The sequence below is a fragment of the Halomonas sp. AOP12-B1-6 genome, assembly GCF_052379225.1.
GTDB classification, from domain to species: Bacteria; Pseudomonadota; Gammaproteobacteria; order Pseudomonadales; family Halomonadaceae; genus Vreelandella; species Vreelandella casei.
In genome coordinates this window covers 175,959-195,151 of the sequence record NZ_JBQSYK010000004.1, presented here as the reverse complement: position 1 = coordinate 195,151, position 19,193 = coordinate 175,959, and the positions used below count along the sequence as shown (strand labels likewise).

General features: G+C 49.5%; 18 protein-coding genes and 1 tRNA gene. 12 read left to right on the top strand and 7 right to left on the bottom strand.

Features of this window, described 5'->3' with window-relative positions; all coding sequences use genetic code 11:
- Nucleotides 1-451: 451 nt before the first annotated feature.
- Together gcvH and gcvP are read left to right on the top strand one after the other, a co-directional pair.
- Nucleotides 452-841 carry a glycine cleavage system protein GcvH gene (gcvH, locus tag ACT3TR_RS13490; RefSeq protein WP_096280173.1) on the top strand — a complete coding sequence of 130 codons (390 nt, stop codon included), beginning with the start codon at nucleotides 452-454 and terminating at the stop codon, nucleotides 839-841.
- Between the two features lie 84 nt (nucleotides 842-925).
- Nucleotides 926-3,823 carry an aminomethyl-transferring glycine dehydrogenase gene (gene gcvP / locus ACT3TR_RS13485; protein ID WP_444625473.1) on the top strand — a complete coding sequence of 966 codons (2,898 nt, stop codon included), beginning with the start codon at nucleotides 926-928 and terminating at the stop codon, nucleotides 3,821-3,823.
- A 10-nt stretch (nucleotides 3,824-3,833) separates the two neighbouring features.
- Here gcvP and ACT3TR_RS13480 read toward each other — a convergent pair whose 3' ends face one another.
- Nucleotides 3,834-4,760 (bottom strand): LysR family transcriptional regulator, encoded by a 927-nt coding sequence (locus ACT3TR_RS13480; protein WP_441683736.1) that lies wholly within the window; start codon nucleotides 4,758-4,760, stop codon nucleotides 3,834-3,836.
- Between the two features lie 267 nt (nucleotides 4,761-5,027).
- On the opposite strand from ACT3TR_RS13480, the gene ppnN reads away from it, so the two are divergent.
- From ppnN to ACT3TR_RS13465, 3 genes are all read left to right on the top strand, one after another.
- Nucleotides 5,028-6,410: a nucleotide 5'-monophosphate nucleosidase PpnN gene (gene ppnN, locus ACT3TR_RS13475; protein WP_444625474.1), complete on the top strand. Its 1,383-nt coding sequence runs from the start codon at nucleotides 5,028-5,030 to the stop codon at nucleotides 6,408-6,410.
- A gap of 86 nt (nucleotides 6,411-6,496) precedes the next feature.
- The gene (locus ACT3TR_RS13470) at nucleotides 6,497-7,228 is read left to right on the top strand and encodes a sulfite exporter TauE/SafE family protein (RefSeq protein ID WP_444625475.1); all 732 of its coding nucleotides are present in this window, start codon (nucleotides 6,497-6,499) and stop codon (nucleotides 7,226-7,228) included.
- Between the two features lie 112 nt (nucleotides 7,229-7,340).
- The gene (locus ACT3TR_RS13465; RefSeq protein WP_235042223.1) at nucleotides 7,341-7,541 is read left to right on the top strand and encodes a hypothetical protein; all 201 of its coding nucleotides are present in this window, start codon (nucleotides 7,341-7,343) and stop codon (nucleotides 7,539-7,541) included.
- Between the two features lie 86 nt (nucleotides 7,542-7,627).
- On the opposite strand, the gene ACT3TR_RS13460 is transcribed toward ACT3TR_RS13465, so the two are convergent.
- Both ACT3TR_RS13460 and hmpA read right to left on the bottom strand, forming a co-directional pair.
- The gene (locus ACT3TR_RS13460) at nucleotides 7,628-8,461 is read right to left on the bottom strand and encodes a DUF6694 family lipoprotein (RefSeq protein ID WP_444625476.1); all 834 of its coding nucleotides are present in this window, start codon (nucleotides 8,459-8,461) and stop codon (nucleotides 7,628-7,630) included.
- A 290-nt stretch (nucleotides 8,462-8,751) separates the two neighbouring features.
- The gene (hmpA, locus tag ACT3TR_RS13455; RefSeq protein WP_444625477.1) at nucleotides 8,752-9,921 is read right to left on the bottom strand and encodes an NO-inducible flavohemoprotein; all 1,170 of its coding nucleotides are present in this window, start codon (nucleotides 9,919-9,921) and stop codon (nucleotides 8,752-8,754) included.
- A 138-nt stretch (nucleotides 9,922-10,059) separates the two neighbouring features.
- Here hmpA and ACT3TR_RS13450 point away from each other — a divergent pair, with 138 nt between their 5' ends.
- Nucleotides 10,060-10,509 carry an RrF2 family transcriptional regulator gene (locus ACT3TR_RS13450; RefSeq protein WP_444625478.1) on the top strand — a complete coding sequence of 150 codons (450 nt, stop codon included), beginning with the start codon at nucleotides 10,060-10,062 and terminating at the stop codon, nucleotides 10,507-10,509.
- A 94-nt stretch (nucleotides 10,510-10,603) separates the two neighbouring features.
- Here ACT3TR_RS13450 and ACT3TR_RS13445 read toward each other — a convergent pair.
- The 3 genes from ACT3TR_RS13445 to ACT3TR_RS13435 form a co-directional block, all read right to left on the bottom strand.
- Nucleotides 10,604-10,680, bottom strand: a tRNA-Pro gene (locus tag ACT3TR_RS13445).
- A gap of 133 nt (nucleotides 10,681-10,813) precedes the next feature.
- On the bottom strand, nucleotides 10,814-11,632 hold the full coding sequence (locus ACT3TR_RS13440) for an inositol monophosphatase family protein (RefSeq protein WP_444625479.1): 819 nt from the start codon (nucleotides 11,630-11,632) through the stop codon (nucleotides 10,814-10,816).
- 165 nt (nucleotides 11,633-11,797) lie between these two features.
- On the bottom strand, nucleotides 11,798-12,280 hold the full coding sequence (locus ACT3TR_RS13435; protein ID WP_444625480.1) for a pilin: 483 nt from the start codon (nucleotides 12,278-12,280) through the stop codon (nucleotides 11,798-11,800).
- 227 nt (nucleotides 12,281-12,507) lie between these two features.
- Between ACT3TR_RS13435 and pilB the strand changes: the two genes are divergently transcribed.
- Genes pilB through ACT3TR_RS13405 form a run of 6 tightly spaced genes read left to right on the top strand, consistent with a single transcriptional unit; the run spans nucleotide 12,508 to nucleotide 18,248 of the window.
- Nucleotides 12,508-14,274, top strand: coding sequence for a type IV-A pilus assembly ATPase PilB (gene pilB, locus ACT3TR_RS13430; RefSeq protein ID WP_444625481.1), 1,767 nt, complete (start codon nucleotides 12,508-12,510; stop codon nucleotides 14,272-14,274).
- A gap of 3 nt (nucleotides 14,275-14,277) precedes the next feature.
- Nucleotides 14,278-15,510: a type II secretion system F family protein gene (locus ACT3TR_RS13425; RefSeq protein WP_444625482.1), complete on the top strand. Its 1,233-nt coding sequence runs from the start codon at nucleotides 14,278-14,280 to the stop codon at nucleotides 15,508-15,510.
- 33 nt (nucleotides 15,511-15,543) lie between these two features.
- Nucleotides 15,544-16,389: a prepilin peptidase gene (locus ACT3TR_RS13420; RefSeq protein WP_444625483.1), complete on the top strand. Its 846-nt coding sequence runs from the start codon at nucleotides 15,544-15,546 to the stop codon at nucleotides 16,387-16,389.
- Between the two features lie 52 nt (nucleotides 16,390-16,441).
- On the top strand, nucleotides 16,442-17,047 hold the full coding sequence (coaE, locus tag ACT3TR_RS13415; protein ID WP_444625484.1) for a dephospho-CoA kinase: 606 nt from the start codon (nucleotides 16,442-16,444) through the stop codon (nucleotides 17,045-17,047).
- A gap of 33 nt (nucleotides 17,048-17,080) precedes the next feature.
- Nucleotides 17,081-17,314, top strand: coding sequence for a DNA gyrase inhibitor YacG (gene yacG, locus ACT3TR_RS13410; RefSeq protein ID WP_096280201.1), 234 nt, complete (start codon nucleotides 17,081-17,083; stop codon nucleotides 17,312-17,314).
- Between the two features lie 46 nt (nucleotides 17,315-17,360).
- The gene (locus tag ACT3TR_RS13405; protein WP_441684410.1) at nucleotides 17,361-18,248 is read left to right on the top strand and encodes a DNA replication terminus site-binding protein; all 888 of its coding nucleotides are present in this window, start codon (nucleotides 17,361-17,363) and stop codon (nucleotides 18,246-18,248) included.
- Between the two features lie 25 nt (nucleotides 18,249-18,273).
- Here ACT3TR_RS13405 and ACT3TR_RS13400 read toward each other — a convergent pair whose 3' ends face one another.
- Nucleotides 18,274-18,624, bottom strand: coding sequence for a hypothetical protein (locus tag ACT3TR_RS13400; RefSeq protein WP_441684411.1), 351 nt, complete (start codon nucleotides 18,622-18,624; stop codon nucleotides 18,274-18,276).
- Nucleotides 18,625-19,193 lie beyond the last annotated feature (569 nt).

Below are 19,193 nucleotides of genomic sequence, written 5' to 3'. Positions count from 1 at the left end.
CTTCTCCTCACCCTTAGATTTGTTGCATTTATTGGCTATACATGACAGACGGAATGCCGATCCTAAGAACTGCTTCTAAGAACTGTTTCTAAGAACTGCTTCTAAGAACTATTCCTAAGCACTGTCTGTAAGAACACTTTGGCGATCAAACATGACGCTGTCACGGAGTTATCACGCATGTTTTACACTATATACTTAGTCAGCTCATAGGGTGATGTCGCTTGCTCATAGCGTATGCTGCTTTTTTTATAACTGCGTGCAATGCTGGGCTCCTAACGAAACCATGTCCTGATCAAGCTCGCAAAGGAGTGATCAAGAAACTTGTTTCCGATTGGAAACACGTTAACATGCAGCATTATTCGTTTGCCGGCTACCCACTGACAGTCGCCAAGGCGAGCCACAAGCGCTAGTATGCTTAGATACAGAAAACCGCTTCATATAGGAAATTATCATGAGCAACCTTCCCGCAAATCTTCGTTATGCTGCAAGTCACGAGTGGGTGCTTGATCATCAAGACGGCACCCTCACAATAGGTATTACCGATCACGCTCAGCAAGCGTTAGGTGATGTGGTTTTTGTCGAATTACCTGAAGTAGGTGCAGTGCTTACGAAAGGTCAGGAGTTCGGTGTTATTGAGTCTGTCAAAGCGGCATCTGATCTTTACTCACCCGTGAATGGTGAGGTCATCGATGTCAATGAAGCGCTTGAAGACTCTCCAGAAACAGTCAATGACTCTCCTTATGACGGCGGCTGGATCATGAAAGTACGCATTGATGACGCGGCTCTCGAAGACCTGCTAGACGCAGATGCGTATCAAGCAACGCTTGGCGCTGACGACTAATACGATAGTAGAGCCTGCCGTTTCTGGCGGGCTCTTCGCTTTTTGCCGCTGCACGGTTCTCTTCTAACGTCCGGAATCTACCTCATGTCTTTTGAAACACGCCGCCTGGCCGAGCTGGCCGATCACGATGCTTTTATTAAACGTCATAACGGCCCCAATGCCGACGACGTATCTAGCATGCTAAACGCGCTCAACATGAAGGACATGGACGATTTAATTGAGCAAACGGTGCCAAGTGACATTCGCCTTGGGCGCGAGCTAGCGCTTGACGATCCGCGCAGCGAAGCAGAAGCACTCGATTACTTAGCGCAGCTTGCGCGGCAAAATCGCGTGGTTAAAAGCTATATTGGCCAAGGCTATTACGGCACTCATATGCCCGCGGTTATCCAGCGCAACGTGCTAGAAAATCCCGGCTGGTATACGGCTTACACGCCCTATCAGCCAGAGATCTCCCAAGGCCGCCTTGAAGGCTTGCTAAATTTCCAGCAGGTCGTGATGGATTTAACCGGCATGGAGCTTGCCAATGCTTCACTACTAGACGAAGCAACCGCCGCTGCCGAAGCCATGGCGCTTTGCAAACGTGGCAATAAAAAAAGCAAGTCCAACGCTTTTTTCGTGGCCGACGACGTTTTCCCACAAACGCTTGATGTCGTCAAAACACGCGCCGAGTTTTTTGGCTTTGAACTCATTGTTGGTGCCGCTGAAGACTTAGCCCAGCATGATGTGTTCGGCGCATTGGTTCAATACCCCTCAGCAAGTGGTCAGGTGCGTGATCTTGCGCCGCTGATAAGTCAGGCCGCTGAACGCAATATTATGACCTGCGTTGCCACCGATCTATTGAGTCTTGTGGTGCTGAAAGAGCCCGGCCAGCTGGGTGCCGACATCGTCGTTGGCAACTCACAGCGCTTTGGCGTGCCGATGGGTTTTGGCGGCCCACACGCAGCGTTCTTCGCCACCTCCGACAAACTTAAACGCTCCATTCCTGGACGCATTATCGGAGTGTCTAAAGATAGCCGTGGTAATACGGCACTGCGCATGGCCATGCAAACGCGCGAGCAGCATATTCGTCGCGAAAAGGCAACGTCTAATATTTGTACTGCCCAGGCGCTGCTGGCCAATATCGCCGGTTTCTACGCCACTTATCACGGTGCTGAAGGCCTACGTAAAATTGCCGGTCGCGTTCACCGCTTGGCAACGTTACTTGCCGAAGGTCTTAAGCATGCCGGTGTGTCGCTCGCCCATGGCAGCTGGTTTGATACGCTGTGCTTAACGGGCGTTGATGCAGGCAAGATTCATGGCCGCGCCATGACCCATGACATTAACCTACACTACTTTGCCAATGGCGATGTGGGCATCAGCCTGGATGAAACAACCACGGCCCACGATATAGCAACGCTGTTTGATGTTTTGCTAGGTGATGAGCACGGCCTTTCTATCGCAGTGCTAGACGAGCAGGTCATTGCAAGCGGCCTATCGGGCATTCCCTCTAGCTGCCAGCGTGAAAGTGACTTTTTGAGCCACCCGACGTTTAGCCGCTACCGCAGTGAAACTGAAATGCTGCGCTACTTAAAGCGCCTTGAGAATAAGGATCTATCGCTAGCACACGCGATGATCCCGCTCGGCTCTTGCACCATGAAGCTTAACGCCACCAGCGAAATGATCCCCGTCTCCTGGCCATCGTTTGCGCACCTGCACCCGTTTGCGCCTCGCGACCAAGTGGCGGGCTACCACCAGATGATCGACGAACTCTCGGCTTTCCTGGTAGAAGTGACAGGCTACGACCATCTTTCGATGCAGCCAAACTCCGGTGCACAGGGCGAATATGCAGGGTTAGTAGCCATTCGCCGCTACCAGGCCGCACAGGGTGAAAGCCATCGCGATGTCTGCTTAATTCCTAGCTCTGCCCACGGCACCAACCCTGCCTCAGCGGCCATGGTGCAGATGAAGGTGGTGGTGGTTGAATGCGACCAAAACGGCAACATTGATATGGTGGACCTGCGCGCTAAAGCCGAGCAACACCGCGACCAGCTATCAGCCATTATGTTGACCTACCCTTCTACGCACGGCGTGTTTGAAACAAGCGTGCGGGAAGCGTGCAACGTTGTTCATGACAACGGTGGCCAGGTTTATATCGATGGCGCCAACATGAATGCCCAAGTAGGTTTAACGCGACCCGGTGATTTTGGTGGCGATGTTTCCCACCTCAACCTGCATAAAACCTTCTGTATTCCTCACGGCGGCGGCGGCCCGGGCATGGGGCCTATTGGCGTTAAAGCGCACCTTGCTCCCTATGTCTCTAACCACGTCGTAACGCCCATCAGCGGCGTTAATGCGGATAGCGGCGCCGTCTCCGCGGCAGCCTTCGGCAGCGCGTCTATTCTGCCCATTTCCTGGGCTTATATTAAGATGATGGGCGCTCGCGGGCTGCGTGAAGCAACCGAGCTTGCCATCCTCAACGCCAACTACATTGCCAAGCGCTTAGAAACATCCTTTCCTATTCTTTATCGCGGAAAGAATGGCACAGTAGCACACGAATGCATCATTGATATTCGTCCGCTTAAAGGCGCTTCTGGAATTAGCGAAGAAGATATCGCTAAGCGCTTAATGGACTATGGCTTCCACGCACCGACTATGTCTTTCCCTGTGCCTGGCACGCTGATGATTGAGCCGACTGAGTCTGAGTCGCTGTATGAAATCGACCGTTTCTGCGATGCGATGATTGCTATTCGGGAAGAGATTGCGCGTGTCGAGCGTGGCGAGTGGCCGCTGGATAATAACCCGCTCGTGAATGCACCGCATACGCAGGCGGACCTTATGGATAACGACTGGCAGCGGCCTTATGACCGCCAGTTAGCAGCGTTTCCGACACCTGCTGTTCAGGCGGCTAAATACTGGCCTGCCGTTAACCGCGTCGACAATGTCTTTGGCGATCGCCAGTTGATTTGCTCTTGCCCAAGTATCGACGAATACCGCGAGTCGTAACGTCGATTAATCACAACGCCTCTGATGCCGAGATATTCAACGGCAACAGGGGCGTTTTTTCTTGCAGACGTTGAGCATGAAATCCGTTCAACAGCTTCTCATAGCGCTTTGGCAAAACGGAGTCACGCCGACGTAATAGATACAGCACTTCATTGACCGCATTTGGCAAATTAAGCTCTTTAACCTGACGCTGCCAGGGCGAGGTTTCTAGCACCAGCCGCGATACCACCGTAAATCCCAGCCCCCTGGCGACCGCGTCTAACACCATGCTCACTTCATTGGTAAAACCCTGATGCCGGAAATGCGTCATCGAACGAAACTCATCCGGATAATTCGCGCGCAGCAGCGCGTTAGCATGGTTGATGCCATCGTAATAATTCAGAAAGCCAATACCCATTAAATCTGACAAGGTACTGCCAGCAAAATCAGCGGGTACGACTAAGCACAGGGGCTCCTGGTGCCAAAGCGAGCAATCAAGCTCAGAATGACTCATTGCCTCAGTCACAATCCCTATGTCGTAACGCCCTTCAAGAAGGTCATTCACAATTTCATGGTTAAAGGCAAAGCTGTAATTGACCGTTAAGTTAGGATGCATTTGCTGCTGCCCTAAAATAAACGGGTAAAACATCAGACCGACACTTCCAGGGGATGCTATCCGGCAATCGCCGCTGTCTAAAGAGTCATCGTCCAGACCATGGCGGAACTGCTCGTGATCGGCAAACAGCTTCAAGGCATAGTCGTAGGCTCGGCGGCCCGTTTCGGTGAGCGTAAAGCTACGCCCCTTACGTTCCAGCAGCTCTTTATTTAAGTATCGCTCCAACTTGCGAACATGCTGGCTTACGCCAGGCTGAGTCATCTCTAAGCGGTGCGCGGTGCGTGTAAAACTCCCTGTTTCTACAAGCGTGATAAAGGTACGAAAATACTGGGCATTAAACATAGTTAATCGCCATGGCCTTGGGAACAGTCTTTTGGAGCAGTTTTGGGAACAGCTTTTTTGAGACAATTTCTACAAGGCAGTGTTTAAAAAAACCTATAAAACGGCCTCTACGAAACAGTCTTACTAAGCAAAAGGCTCTTTAGTCGCCATCACTTTATAACGCTTATAATAGCACAGCTGCGATACGCTCCCGTTGCGCTGTACCCACTGCTTGAGCGTGATAGTATGCATAAAGCAGTTATCAAACGATCATGGACAGCCTCACTAATGACCGCAAACGTTCAACCTCGCGCCACCCTTTCGAGTATCATTTCCCCTGAGGGAAGCCTCGAAGTACTTTCTCAACATGAAGTAAACCGACTCCATATCACGTCTCAAAACGGTCTGCATGACCTGCTAAGACGCTGTGCACTGGCAGTGCTGAATTGCGGCAATCCCACCGACGATAGCCTCGCTATTTTAGAAGCCTACAAAGATTTCGATATTGAGGTATTGCAACAAGATCGCGGCATTCGCCTAAAGCTGACTAACGCACCAGCAGAAGCATTTGTCGACGGCCGAATGATTCGTGGCATTCGTGAGCATCTGTCGTCGATCATTCGCGATATTGTGTACGTTTATAATGAGATTCACCACCATAACCGCTTCGACCTGAGCACTGGGGAAGGTACCACTAATGCGGTTTTTCATATTCTACGCAAAGCGGGCACGTTAAAGCCCGGTCGCGACCCAAGTTTAGTCGTCTGCTGGGGCGGCCACTCCATTTCGCGGGAAGAGTACGAATACACTAAAGATGTCGGTTACCACCTGGGCCTACGCGATTTAGATATTTGTACCGGCTGCGGACCTGGCGCCATGAAAGGGCCGATGAAAGGCGCGAACGTTGCTCATGCTAAACAGCGACGTAAAGAAGGGCGTTATTTAGGCATTTCAGAGCCCGGCATAATCGCGGCCGAAGCGCCTAATCCTATCGTCAATGAACTAGTCGTTATGCCGGATATTGAAAAGCGCTTAGAGGCCTTTGTGCGTTTAGGGCATGGCATAATCGTTTTTCCTGGCGGCGTGGGTACCGCAGAGGAGATTCTCTATTTGCTGGGCATTTTGCTGCATCCTAGCAACAAAGATATTCCTTTCCCGCTAATTTTTAGCGGCCCGGCTGATTCGGCAGCCTACTTCCAAAAAATAGACGAGTTTTTAGTTTATACCCTTGGCGAGGATATTCGTCGCTACTACACCATTATTACCGGTGATCCGGTAGCCGTTGCACGTAGCATGCGTCAAGGTATCGATGAGATTGCTGAATTCCGGCGCGCGCATCAGGACGCTTTCTACTACAACTGGCGCCTGACGATTGCACGTGACTTTCAAGCGCCCTTCGAACCTACCCATGAAGCAATGCGCGCCCTGGCACTGCATCGCCAACAGCCAACTCACGAGCTGGCGGCTAATCTACGCCGTGCTTTTTCAGGGATTGTCGCCGGCAACGTAAAAGAACCCGGTATTCGTGCAATTAAAGCCCACGGCCCCTTCGAGCTGACGGCTGAACCTGAGTTGATGCACCGCCTAGATGAGCTATTGACCTCCTTCGTCGCTCAGGGTCGTATGAAGCTTGATGGGCAGCCCTACACGCCCTGCTATGTGTTGAAATAGCCGGGCGTGTAATCAAATTGCCGCCTACTCACCATTCAGCCGCGTAGGTAAGGCGGCTGATTTTTTAGCTATCACCGGACCCGCCCATGCTAATTGCGTTTATTACGTTGTTAATTGCTGGAATCGTCAAAGGCGCGATAGGGTCAGGTGTCCCGGTTATTGTCGTACCTATTCTCACGATGCTGTACGACGTGCAGCTCGCTATCGCGATTCTGATTGCACCAAACCTGTTTAGTAACGCCTTACAGATATGGCAGTACCGTCATGATTTATTGCCACTTCGCTTTTTAGCCGTTTTTTCTATCGCTGGCGGCCTGGGCATCCTATTGGGAACCTGGGGGCTCGTAATATTATCGCCCGACATGCTGTCACTCGGCGTGGCTTGTGCGATTGTCATGTATCTGGTCATTAAATTGACCAGGCGCCACTTCACGCTCTCTTTTGAAACAGCTAAACGCGTGGTTATTCCTGCAGGGCTAATGGCAGGCATTCTTCAAGGGGCAGCAGGCATGTCGGCACCGGCTTCGGTGACTTTTCTTAATGCGATGCAGCTTGAACGACGCGTGTTTATTGGCTCAATATCGGTTTTCTTTGTCGCGATTACCAGCGTTCAACTGCCGGCACTCATTGCCACTGGCATTCTCACATGGGAACGTTTCATGCTCAGCATGATCGCCTTGATGGTGCTGCTAATCACTATGCCGTTTGGCGCCAGCTTAGGTAAACGTCTGCCTCACCGTTGGTTTGACAACCTTATCATGCTGCTTCTTGCCACCATCGCATGCAAAATTTTTGTAGATACCTTGGTCATCCGATAGTGCCAACGCGGGGCGTTCAGGCATGCAGGGGAACCAATTTATAAAAATCAGCCCTAACGTAATGACTTAAAGAGCGTACGACTCACTCATTCACTGCTGAAAGGAATTCACGATGCCGATGATTGATCAACTTAATAGTGGCAAAACGAAAGACTTCGCAAAACATTGCTATGAAAGCAGCTCTACCGACAAACTTCGTAATGCTGTTGAAGGGCAGGCAGACCAAGCAGAAATGGCCCATTGGGGTCTTAGCGAAGGTGAATGGAAAGAGGCAATGGCCGCAGCTTTAGCAGATCAAATGGAAGGAAAGTAACGGCGGCGTGTAGGCTCTAACCAATCAAAAAAAGCGCTACCGGGCAACCGATAGCGCTTTGAACGTTTTGGCATTTTTTTCAGTCGCTACTTTGCTGAGGATGCCATGGCATCTCCATATTGATCGCGCAAACGCTCTAGTCTGTCTATTTCACTAGCCGTCAAATCGGATGAATCCCACAGTGCCTGATCGTCTTTGCCGCGCACGCCTTCCACGCTAATCGTTAGCGTCGCGCTTTCAGGAATCTCCACGTTTCCCCATGGCCCAAACCGGTTGGGCGCAAGGCTCAGCGACTGGGTCTCCCCCGCCTCAATGCCACCGGCAATGATGTAATAGAAGGTTTCATCAACCCAGGGCGTTTCCCGGCCAGGACTCATCACCACCCCCCTCAGGAAAAGCTGCGATAAGGCCTGGCCGGTATCATTGGTCATTTTAAGCTCAATAACAGGTTCGGGAGCGCCATAAGGACTCTCGCTGATATAAAATCGAGCTTCATCAATGCTAAAACGCGCTAGCTGCTCTTTATCGCTTGCTGCTTTCGCCTGCTTTTCTTGAAGGCGGGACAATGTTCGAATGGCTTGCTCGCGCTCTCTTGAGCGCCGCTCTCGCAGTATCTCATCAGCACGCTTAATGACTTCGTCTCCCGTTAGCCCATGCATTTGAGCATTAGCCAACTCGGCAATCTCAGCGGCATTCATACGCTGCGGATTAAGAATATCGATGCCACCAAAGGTCGCGGTAGCAATGATGATCAGCGCTTTATCAAAATCGTTTCGTTTATAAACAGGCAGTGATTCACGCACGTTTTCGACAGAAACGACTGACGCAGGCATGGAGCTAGTATCAATTTTTGGATCTGAGCAACCAGCTATCATCAACAACGATAGTGATATGGCAGACAGCCTGACAAGGCTCCACATACAATCACCTCAAAACATCAGATAAAATTGCTGAGGAGCTTAACGGAAAGCGCTACTCACCACTACCCCTTGGTTTTTTTAGTGAACCGTTTGCATACTTTAAACAATATAATGTCTCTTCGACACAAGCCATCCTCCATGGGTTTGCCAGTCCTTCTTCAGTGCGGCATTTCGTGGACATTTATTGGGACGTGCTGACAAAAGGCAGCGGCAATATGGCCACTGCAAGCATCACTTCTTATCTAGAAAGGGCTTAATTTGACTAACCTCAGCGGCATAACATTTGTTACTTAAGCCGCATTTAACGCTTCAGCCGGTCCAAAGTGTTCAAAGTGGCGCATTGTTGCCGGCACACCTAGCCGCTCTAACTCTTGGTTTACCAGCGCCATAAAGGCATGCGGCCCAACGAAATAGCAGCGAGCCTGTGGTGACAAATAGTTAGCTAGCAGCGCGTTGTTGATTCGACCTTGATGATCACCGCCCGCCTGGTTTTCGTAAATAATGACCGTATTTAGCTGCTCAGGGTAGGACGTGCGCAGCTCAACCAGAGCATCGGCAAACGCGTGATGTTCAATATCTAATGCGGCATGTAGGTAGGTGACGTTTCTTCCTTGCTTAAGTGCCTGTTTAACCATTGGCAGCAAGGGCGTTTGACCAACGCCGCCGCTAATCAAAAGCAGCGGCTCGTTCTCACCGGCCAAGATCAACTCACCGGCGGGAGGCAGCAGCTCAATAATGTCACCGACGCTCAGCTGATCGTGAAAGTGTCGACTAGCAACACCATAATCTTCGCGCTTTATGGAAAGCCGATAAGAGCGGCCATTGGGTACATCTGAGAGGCTGTAGTGCCGATAAACCGGCTCCCCGTCGATAGACAGCTTCACACCAATATACTGCCCAGGTAGATGGGCGGCGACTTCCTGACCGTCTTCAGGTTCTAGAATAAACGAACGAATAACGCTGCTTTCCTGCTTGGTTTGCGCAATACGAAAACGACGCGTGCCACGCCAGCCACCGGGCTGTTGCTCAAAGCTGTTATAGCGCTGTTTTTCCATGTCTATCAAGATACTCGCCAACTCCTGATACAACCCACTCCACGCATCGGCTATTTCGGGCGTAATGGCATCCCCGAGTACTTCGCCAATGGCCGCCATTAAACACTCACCGACAATTGGATACTGACCCGGTTGAATATCCAAGGCTACATGTTTATTGACCACTATCTCTAACGTTTCACGCGCTTTCTGCGGCGACTGGCGCAGTTGAACATAGGCCAAGATCATGCCTGCTAGCGCGCGCGGCTGGCCGCCATTTTTTTGATGCGTCGAGTTAAATAATGGTTTTACCTGAGGGTAGCGTTCAAACATAAGCGGATAAAAACGCTGAGCAATGGCGTTCAGATGCTCAGCCACTACAGGAGCAGTCATTTGAATAATGCCTTCTTGCGCAGGAGTCAACATAAGCACCTCATAAGATATATTTTAAATACATCTTTAAGGTACCAAGTTTTCCTCAAGGCGTAAACATATCGTGAATATCGTTTCAGCATGCCTTGGCACGCCGTACAATGAGTTCTTTCTTGCGCTGATGGCTTGTATATGCACCTAACTCGCTATACCGATTACTCAATTCGCGTACTGCTATATCTCGCGGTTAAGGGAGAAGAACGGTCGACGATCAAAGAAATTGCTGAGGCATTTTCCATCTCAAGCAATCATCTAATGAAAATCGTCCAGGAGCTCAATCAAAAAGGGTATCTCACCGCAATACGCGGTAAAAATGGCGGGTTGCTGCTTTGCCGACAGCCAGAAACAATTTCTTTAGGGGCGTTGATTCGTGACACTGAGAGCGAGATGGCGTTGGTCGAGTGTTTTCGTGACGATAACAGCTGTGTGATAACGCCCTCATGCCGATTGAGGCCCATATTGGCGGATGCGCTATCGGCATTTCTTAGCGTATTAGATCAATATACCCTTGCCGACTTATTGCAAGACCGCTCTCAGCTTGCAACGTTGATGCGGATTCCTGTATTCACCATTAATGAATAGCTAATGGCTGGTCTAATGCACTCGCTCCGGACCATACGAAACACACAAAAAAACGCCGCTCGGTTTTAACCTAAGCGGCGTTTTTCAAAATATTTGGTCGGAGCGACAGGATTCGAACCTGCGACCTTTGCAACCCCATTGCAACGCGCTACCAAGCTGCGCCACGCTCCGCTGTCTTTATTGGACTTTACATCTTTGCCTCAAGACGGTGCGTATACTAGCCGGTTCGTGAACAAATGAAAAGCCCTTATAGCGTTTCTTTTCAAGTATTTGTCACACCCCACTGTTACCTTTCATACCCTCTTCACTCGCGTTGATCAGCTTCAAGCAGAAGATACGCCATGGCGTCATACACGCCAGGCGCGGCCACGAGCAAATGCTCTGAGTAGAGATCAGCTGGCACCGCTGACGGCACTTCGTATAAGTGCCCTACTCGTGCGCCCGCTTCTCGTGCTATTACCCATCCTGCAACAAAATCCCAGGGCGAAACACTTTCGTAATAGGCATCTAAGCGTCCACAGGCAACATCGCATAAATCTAGCGCGGCCGCACCATTGCGACGAAGATCTTGGCAGTGCATTAGCACTGCTTCTAAACGCTTTAGCAGCTGTTTACGCGACTCATGACGATAAGGAAAGCCTGTACCGACCAAGGTATGCATCAGCGAGTCTGCATTGCTCGGCTGAATGGGTTGACCATTGCAAAAAGCGCCTCCACCTTCTACAGCACTAAAGGTTTCGCCTAAAAATGGCGCATGAACAACGCCCACTTTGGCAATACCCTCTTCCATCCACCCTATTGAGACTGCTACGTGACGCAATCCCTGGGCAAAATTGACCGTGCCATCGATGGGATCTACGACCCAAAGATGTGATGCTTCCACATGCACAGCGCTTTCTGGGGCGAGTTCTTCACTCATTCGTGCTTCGCTTGAAAAGTGCTCTTCTAACCGCTTACTAATAAGTTGATCAACGGCAACATCAACATCCGTTACCAGTTCATTGTCTTTTTTCATCCGCCGTGAAAAACCTTGTTGCTCACGAGCGCGAACAATCATCTGGCCGGCTTCTTCAGCAATGGAAATGGCGATTTTGAGCCGCGACGATAGCGTGTGGTCAGTCATTGAATCTCCTATTTAGGATGACTAATGGATATAACTACACACCATAAGCTGACAAGGGATAATTTTCGAGTCGCATCAGCTTTTAATGAATATATTTAGCGCGGACTAGCCCCTCTTATCTGAGCGTAACGTTATACCCATCGTGTTAACCCTTAATTCAAGAATTCAACGACATTCAGAAGGCAAAAATTTAGGATCGATCTCGTTGTCACCACCCACTCTGCACTCCCAATTAATACCCTCACCACCTTCCCCATTAGGATCAAAAACTAGCGTGCCACCTGCTAAGTCACTAACAACCGAATTATCTTGCATTGTGATTACTGTTACGCCTGACTCACCTGGAGAAACATCAATACTTGCAACATATCTGCCCGAGAGCTGGTCTGGCGCAGAGAGCCCTGCTTGCTCATTATCATCAGGAAATTCACCGTGCGTTATACGGTACTCAGAAAGAGCTGCTTTGACAGGCGACATTAAACTCAAGGCCTCACCCACCTGCGCACGCCCTACATAGTTCTGATACTGGGGCACCGCGAAGGACGCCAAAACCCCAATAATAGCCACAACGATCATCAGTTCGATCAGCGTGAAGCCGCGCTGATTACTGCATCGGATTACCCGCATTTCTCTTAATGATAATGGCACAGTTAAGCTCCTGATATTTTTCAATAAAATTAAATATAAAACTAATTATAATGAGCTATAAAAATTAAAAAATAGCTCATTTTATTTAATATTACAAGCTAGAAACAACTGATAATTAATTTAAAACCACTCTATTATTATCATCAAAAATCGCGCTAAGCTGGCAGATTAAGCTGCCCAAGAAAGATACAAGCATTCGTTTACGCCTATCTAACATAGGTTTTCAGATGAGTCAGTCATATATTAAGCCTACGGTAAGCCATCCTATGCCTAACGCTGACGCTTTTAATACTAAACGCCGCCTTGTCCATCATGGGCTATTGACGGAGTCACAAGCAGACGCGGTGGAAATAGAGGCAAACAATCTAAAAATATCTTATTTTCAGTATGTTATTGATAGCGGACTGATTAAAACTGTCGAAGCAGCGGTAATAGCGGGCTATGAGCATAGGCTTCCCATCATCAATCTTGATGACGTTAATATTAATAGCTTACCACCAGCATCTGAATACCCAGCTAAGCTACTGCAGCGCCTTCAAGCTTTTCCATTGTCGCGCCATGGCCAGCATTTAATCGTGGCGGTCGCTTATCCATCGACATTGACAACGCTGGATGAACTGCAAATAGCCACGGGACTTAATATTGAATGCATACTCGCACCTGCAGATCAAATCTCTGCATCTCTTAATCGCTATCTTTGTTTAGATGAGCATGAAGATGACACGCTAAATGAACTGGATACTATTGATGCAGCTATTAACGACTTAAACACTGTGGCTAGGCAGCACATGGATCACGAAAGGCCCCTAGAAAAGTCCTTTCAAGACAGTGATGATGCGCCCGTTGTAAGATTTGTTAATAACATCGTGTCGGATGCGGTTCGTCGTGGCGCGTCCGACATTCATTTTGAGCCCTATGAAACACTTTATCGCGTACGCTTTCGCATAGACGGAATCCTCGTTGAAGTTGCACAGCCTCCGCTAGCATTGTGCAAAAGGATTGCTGCTCGTTTAAAAGTCATGGCGCGCTTGGATATCTCAGAACGACGTCTACCTCAGGATGGCTCACTAAAACTCAATATGTCGCGCACGCGCGCTCTCGATTTCAGGATTAATTCGCTGCCCACGGTTTATGGTGAAAAGATAGCGCTTCGAATTCTAGATCCCAACACCGCCCAGCTAAGCATCGAACAGCTAGGCTTTACCGATGAACAGCGTGACCACTATCAGCAAGCGTTAAGCCAGCCTCAAGGCATGATCCTAGTAACAGGGCCTACCGGTAGTGGTAAAACCGTTTCGCTCTATACCGGTATTAACATTCTCAATAAAGTTGAGCGCAATATATGTACTGCAGAAGACCCTGTTGAAATCAAGGTGCCCGGCATCAACCAGGTAAGCGTGCTACCAAAAATAGGCCTTGATTTTGCAAGCTCCCTACGGGCATTTTTGCGCCAAGATCCGGACGTAATCATGGTCGGTGAAATTCGAGATCTTGAAACAGCTGATATTACCGTTAAAGCAGCGCAGACAGGCCACTTGGTGCTATCGACTGTGCACACTAACTCAGCTGCTGAAACGCTCACACGGCTTGCTCAAATGGGTATTTCATCATTTAACATCGCTAGCGCGGTTACGCTCATCATTGCACAACGCTTGGCGCGCAAGCTTTGCCCACATTGCAAAGAGCCTGCGGAAATTCCTCATGAGATATTACGTAAACAAGGCTTCTGTGATGACGAAATTCTTGACTCGACTATCTACAAAGCTGCCAGCTGCAGCCTCTGCACGCAAGGCTATAGAGGTCGTATCGGCCTTTATGAAGTGGTGCCTATCACCGATGCCATTCGCCAGCTAATACTGCGTGATGCTAACGCGTTGGATATCGATCAACAGGCCCGTCGAGAAGGCTTTCTCAGCCTTCATCGCAACGGCTTATTAAAAGTAATGCAGGGTGTTACCAGCCTTGAAGAGATCCACCGAGTGAGCAAGGAGTAAGCCATGGCCCAACCTACACGCCTGCGACCAACTCGTGCCAATAAGCTTTCGCGCTGGAAATGGATCGGCAAAGGGCCTCAAGGCAGGCCGTTAAGTGGTGAAATGATAGGACGCAATAAGGCTGAAATAGCCGCAGCATTGCGCAAGCAAGATGTTGTGATCCGGCGCATCAGCAAGAAAAGTAACGTAGTTGGCAGTAGCCGCATTAACGCTAGTGACATCACGCTATTTGCCCGCCAGATGGCAACAATGATTCGAGCGGGCATTCCCTTACTGCAAGCGCTTCAAGTGGTCACTGAAAGCTTGAAGAAACCTACCATGGTGGCCGTCATGCAACGGCTGATGAGTGATATTTCGTCAGGCTCTAGCTTTTCTGACGCCTTAGCCCATCATCCAAAATACTTTGATCGGCTGTTTGTTAACTTAATAAATGCAGGTGAACAATCTGGTGCGCTGGATCAAATGCTCGATCGTGTTGCCACCTACAAGGAAAAAGTGGCGTCGTTGAAAGCGCGTGTTAAAAAAGCGCTGTGGTATCCCTGCACCGTTTTGGCGATTGGCACTGCAGTGACCATGCTGCTGTTAATCAAAGTTGTGCCCGAGTTCGAGGCTATGTTTCATAATTTTGGCGCGGAGCTACCGGCACTAACGCAGATGACAGTGAATTTGTCCGAGCTTGCTCAGCGCTACTGGCTCGCAGTGCTGGCCGTGATGGGTATCGCTGTGCTGCTACTCAAAATAAGTATTCAGCGTTCCCCAAGAGCTGCCTACCGCATGCATGCAGTGCTGCTTCACTTACCCGTGATAGGCGATATTGCACACAAATCCGCCCTGGCGCGCTTTTCACGCACTTTAGCAACGACGTTCGCTTCTGGCATCCCCCTGGTCGAGGGTCTAGATATAAGCGCCGGAGCCACAGGTAATAAGGTGTATGAGCGTGCGGTGCTACAAACACGTCGGGATGTCGCCACCGGGCATCCGTTACATTTTTCTATGCGTATGACAAACTGCTTTCCACCTATTGCTATTCAAATGATAGGGGTCGGGGAAGAGGCTGGCTCATTAGACGCCATGCTTAGTCGTATCGCCGATTATTATGAGGAAGACGTCGATAATAAAGTCGATGCGCTAACGTCGCTCATGGAACCCATTATCATTGTTATATTAGGTGCTGTGGTAGGTGGCGTTGTGGTCTCGATGTATTTACCTATCTTCGAGTTAGGTTCTGCTCTCTAAGGTTTCTATCATTTCAAAATGCTAAGGAGCGATATGTACCACCCTTCGCTTATCGTATGGCTACTGACTTTAATAGTTGGGCTGTGCCTGGGTAGTTTTCTCAACATCGTGATTACACGCCTGCCTGTGATGTTAATGCATCATTGGCGCAGCGAGGCTCGCGCAGCTCTTGAACTAGATGAAGAACAATCAACGCACTTTAACTTAGCAACACCTGGCTCTATGTGTCCACGCTGCGAAACCCCTATTGCTTGGCACGACAATCTGCCTGTTATCGGCTGGGTAAAGCGTCGTGGGCGCTGCGCAGAGTGTAAAATCGGCATTAGCTTACAATATCCCCTAGTGGAAATAGCCGGCGGCCTACTAGCCCTAGCGGTGTTATCGCTTCACGGACTAAACGCACAATCAGCGTTTATTTATGCCGCCTGCCTGATGCTGCTGGCGCTCGCCGTGATCGACTTTCGCACTCAGCTGCTACCCGACGTAATCACCATCCCCTTGCTATGGGCAGGGTTGCTGTTCCAGCTTATCTTCCAACCGTTTATGCTATCGGATGCCGTCATTGGCGCAATGGCAGGTTACTTAATCCTGTGGAGTTTTTATTGGCTATTCAAACTGCTCACTGGTAAAGAAGGTATGGGCTTTGGCGACTTCAAGCTACTCGCAGCACTTGGCGCTTGGCTGGGATGGAGCTTTTTACCACTGTTGCTAATCCTTTCCGCAGGGCTTGGAGCTATGGTAGGGCTCATCGCACAAGCCTGTTTGCCACATTTGCGTGGGAAGCCACTACCCTTCGGCCCATTCCTAGCGCTCGCGGGCTGGGTAGCATTATTAGTCGGTGATGAGCTTATGTCGCTATATGTCAGTATGATTATTTAACACTTAGCCATTTAAAACTTAGCCATTTGACACTTCACTATATGAGGCGCTAATGATTATCGGATTAACCGGGGGGATTGGATCAGGTAAGTCTACCGTTGCTCGTGCCTTTGAAACGTTTGGCGCCGCCTGGATTGATGCCGACGATGTTGCTAGAGACGTAGTTGCCGCCGGGGAGCCCGCGCTGATCGCGATTAAAAATCGCTTTGGTGCTCATATCATTTGCCAAGATGATGGCACGCTCAATCGCGCCGTTTTACGTGACATTGTATTTAAAGATCCAGAACAACGGCTGTGGCTAGAATCAGTCACGCACCCCAAAATACGCGAGCGTATTCTAGAGCACTTGAAGCGGCTTAAATCCCAGGGCGCGCCGTATGTTCTGCTAGTGTCGCCGCTACTGTTTGAATCGGGTCAAAGCGAGCTGGTCAGCCGCTGCATCGTTGTTGATGTGCCCCAAGCGCTGCAACTATCCAGGACGCTAATGCGAGATGGGGTGAGTGAAAGCCAGGTGCGTGCTATTCTCGCGGCCCAACTTACACGCGACCAACGGCTAGCAAAGGCAGATGATGTGATTGATAACAGTGGTGACCACGCGAGCATGAGAAAGCAAGTGGCACGACTTGATGCATCCTACCGGCAGCTACTTAACTGCTGATCCATCGCATTTGTTACCGCAAACGGAGTTTTTATGGCTAGCCCTGCAAATGATTCCCCACTCGAGGTTAACTGCCCACAGTGCGCCAAGCCCGTTCAGTGGCTACCAGAAAGTACGTATCGCCCTTTCTGCAGCAAACGCTGTCAGCTGTTAGATTTAGGCGCCTGGGCCGACGAATCACACCGTATATCAGGTGAATCGGCGATGGATGAAGCTGATATCGAAACACTGTTAGCGCAAGCGGATAAAGATGCGCCCCTTTCTTAGACAAAAACGTCAATCAAAGCGGCCTTAGCGAGCCACGTAACTAACCATGACTACCAATAAACCAGGATCAGCGTCACCCGCCGCCTATCAACTGCTGCTCAAACTAGAGCAGCAGTTTGACTATTTACTCGCCACCATAGATACCGCTGCCTCGCTATACGAGCAACAATCACCGGCGACTTGGGTCTTTCATCAAACGACGCCTTCGCATCACTGGCTGCGGGAAGCACTGTTCGATATGTGGCATGGGCAGGATCAAGATGGTCGTGAAACACGCAATTACATTTCTATAGTGGCAGCGAACGATGAACTGCTTGCCGCGATAGGCGCTATCAATCAAGCTAAAAAAATATTTAGCGAACTGCTACAGCGCACGAAAGAAGCTCACCCACAGTCTCTCAGCGATGCTAAAAACCGCCTACCTAAGCGCCACCCGCATGTTGATGCGGTGCTTCAACGCAACGGGCTAGCACGCTTGCATCTTAAGCAAAGTTGGCGGCAGCTACCTATCGCACAGGCACCTGTTTCACGCGTTCGTTTTGCGTGGTATAGCAGCGGCCGTTCCATTAAGCGACTAACGGTACAAGAAGCAGAACATAAGCTATTACAGCTAGATACCGATGCCTCTCATATCCGCATCCAGTTGCGTCAACTAGCGGGCATCCCAAGCAGTGAGATCCTTGCTCAGGTACAAACACAGGCACCGCTGATGCGTGCAAACTTATTTTTTACCGAACCGCTTGCAGACGGACATTCAAGACAAGCATTAAATGCCGCTATGCCCATATTTGTACCCGATAACAATCAGCGGCTGCCACACATTAATCTACCTGCGCTACACCCCCCCACAACCCGTACTCGCGCTCGACGTCGTGATGAGAAAATAGAACAGGAAATATTTCTACCGAGCATACGCGTTTATCGCTACAGGTAGCGCAGGGTAACTCCCCACGCCTTACTTAAGACTGCTCACCGCTAGGCACCGTGTCTCGTTGCCATAATCCATGGGAAAGTAGCGTCTCAGACAGTTCTGCTAAATCATAATGCGTAAAATCATATTCGCTTAACAATGCTTCAAAGCGCTGCTGAAAAATACGCCCCTGCTCATGCTGTTGCTCTTCCTGCTTCGCGTCCAAATCATCTTGTTCAAGCGTTGCAAGCGATCGTACCGGTGGCCCTGTAGGAATATCGAAATCACTATCGGGGTCATCTAACTGGCGCAATGCTTGCGCAAAAGCATCGTCTAACTCACGAAATTTACGCAGCTTATCGCGCTCATCTAACTGCTTTTGAACCTTTTGATATTTCATCGATGTTTCATTTACACCTTGCTTGAAATGATTGATATGACTACCAACGCAGCATTTTCTTTAAAGCAGATATCAAACACATGAAACGATTAGGCAATATTTAATTACCATCTACTTGCCTGGATGACGATATGATCGCCATATTTTCCAAAGCGATAAGAACGACCACTAGCAAAGTACTTTACAGAAAAGATAAATACAGCTATCGCATACCGCCATATTGCTGCCATTTACCTCATTAATATAGCGTAAATGAGTTACGTCGTAGGGACAAAGACCATGCTTATTTTGCATAGTTCAAGCGGTGTCAAAAACAGTTCAGACCCAGTCACTACTCACAACGGCTGTATGCCTTACCGCGCCATAGATCACTCGTCGCACACAGTAACAAAGCCTTCGCCCCCTCCCCCAAAAAAGCCTTCACGGGAGAACATTCTACATAGAGACTGACAAACAGCTATTGAGGCACAGCTGGCACTGAGCTATACATGCTGGATGCAAACAGTTAACGCGCGATTAGAATAACTCTTACGAGGTTGAAGCATAAACATGTATGTTGCCAATAAAAA